The sequence below is a fragment of the Corynebacterium sp. AOP12-C2-36 genome (assembly GCF_052379185.1).
Lineage (GTDB): Bacteria > Actinomycetota > Actinomycetes > Mycobacteriales > Mycobacteriaceae > Corynebacterium.
In genome coordinates, this window is the sequence record NZ_JBQSYJ010000054.1 from 1 (window position 1) to 1,704 (window position 1,704).

The 1,704-nt window shown below is 59.0% G+C and carries 1 protein-coding gene; it reads right to left on the minus strand.

The features are described from left to right. Positions 1-106: 106 nt before the first annotated feature. Positions 107-1,390, minus strand: a complete 1,284-nt coding sequence (locus tag ACT3UN_RS16385; protein WP_444657645.1) for a glutaminase — start codon at positions 1,388-1,390, stop codon at positions 107-109. Between the last annotated feature and the right edge of the window lie 314 nt (positions 1,391-1,704).

The following is a 1,704-nucleotide window of genomic DNA, read 5'->3' on the forward strand; positions in this document are numbered from 1 at the left end:
CCGACCGGAAGATTGCCGATAGCGCAGTTTGTGCTCCACTACGCGAGGGAACCCGACTCCAACAACCAGCACCATCAGCTCGTATGTATCCAGCATCCCGGGGCTTTCACCCCTGCACGATCTCGGCATCATGCTCGAGTTGCTGCGGGCTGAACCGCTCGAGGATGCGTCCCGTGCTGTCTTGGAAGTCACCGACGATGTCATCGGGATCCACTAGGATAGTGCGATAACCCTCATCCAGGAGTTTCGTGGCCATGTCCGAGGCCGTGCGCCGAGCAACGTCGTGAACTTCGTCGACTCGACTCATGTCGAAGATCACCATCTCGGTCTCGGGCGGGTGAGAGATTATTTCGTGCACGAGTGATTCAATAGAGCTGAGAGTCAAATCACCCTGCAGCACGTAGATCGTCGCCCGCTGCTCGCCGATGACGGCCGTTATAGTCTCCCGCAGCGAGGAGCGCGCTGGCCTGCCCGCTTCCATTAGATGAAGGCCCATGTCGGTGGAGAGCCGGTGCATCATTTCGATGCCACGAACACTGTTGCCATGTTGGTCAAGCCTGGGCGAGAAGACGGCGACGCCGACCTGACCGGGCAGCACCCCGATGATGCCTCCAGCAACTCCGCTCTTGGCGGGGATGCCGACGGTAGAAAGCCAGTCACCTGCCGCATCGTACATGCCGCAGGAGGCCATCACGCTAAGAACCTGTCTAGCCGTGCTGCGACCGATCACTCGCTGCCCGGTGTTGGGGTGCACACCGGCGTTAGCCAGTGTCGCAGCCATCAGTGCGAGATCGCACACGGTCACCGAGGCCGCGCACTGGCGGATATAGCCCTCGACCGTGGCTCGGGGCTCTTGCGCTAGGGCGCCGGAAGCATGCAAGAGATGGGCAAGCCCAAGATTGCGGTCACCGGTCTCCAGCTCCGAGACAGCGACCGCCTCATCGATGCCGATCGGCCGATTGGCCAATTGTGAGAACAGGTCGAGCACCCGTTCAACCGATGATCCACCGTCGTTCTTCAACAGCGCGTGGGTCGCGATCGCGCCGGCGTTGATCATCGGATTGCGTGGTATTCCGGTCTCCGGGTCGAGCGAGAGCTCATTGAACGCATCACCACTAGGCTCGACGCCGACATGACCCAGCACGTCCTCCAGTCCGTGGTCCTCAATAGCCAGGGCGTAGGCGAAAGGCTTCGACATCGATTGGATGCTGAATCGATGTTCCACATCGCCAGTGGAGTAGACAGTTCCGTTGACAGTGCATAGGGCGACAGCGACCTTGTCGGGGTCGGCGGCTCGGAGTTCAGGGATGTAGTCGGCGACAGCACCGACGTCAACATCATCGGTCTCGTCGATGACAGTGTCGAGATAGTCGAGGATGGGTGATCTCATCTGGTTATCCTTCTGTCTGGGATTGCGTCCCGCCAATTTCATTAGGTCGACACGCTCGGTGAGCCGAACTCATCACTGTGGAGAAGAGACGCAATGATCGTGTTGACCGATCCAGCAAGGCTTTCGCCGAATAGGAACGATCAGGGGGAACGGTCTGTAGCATTCGGTAATGCGGTGCAAATGTCATGATGTGCGGTCGCACCCAGACTAGCCGAAGATGACCTGGCACGTCATTCATGGTATAATACTCTAGGGGAACGAAATATCACAGGGTGCGGATGCAGCGACCCCTGTAGGTGCTGTTGCAAAGTGGT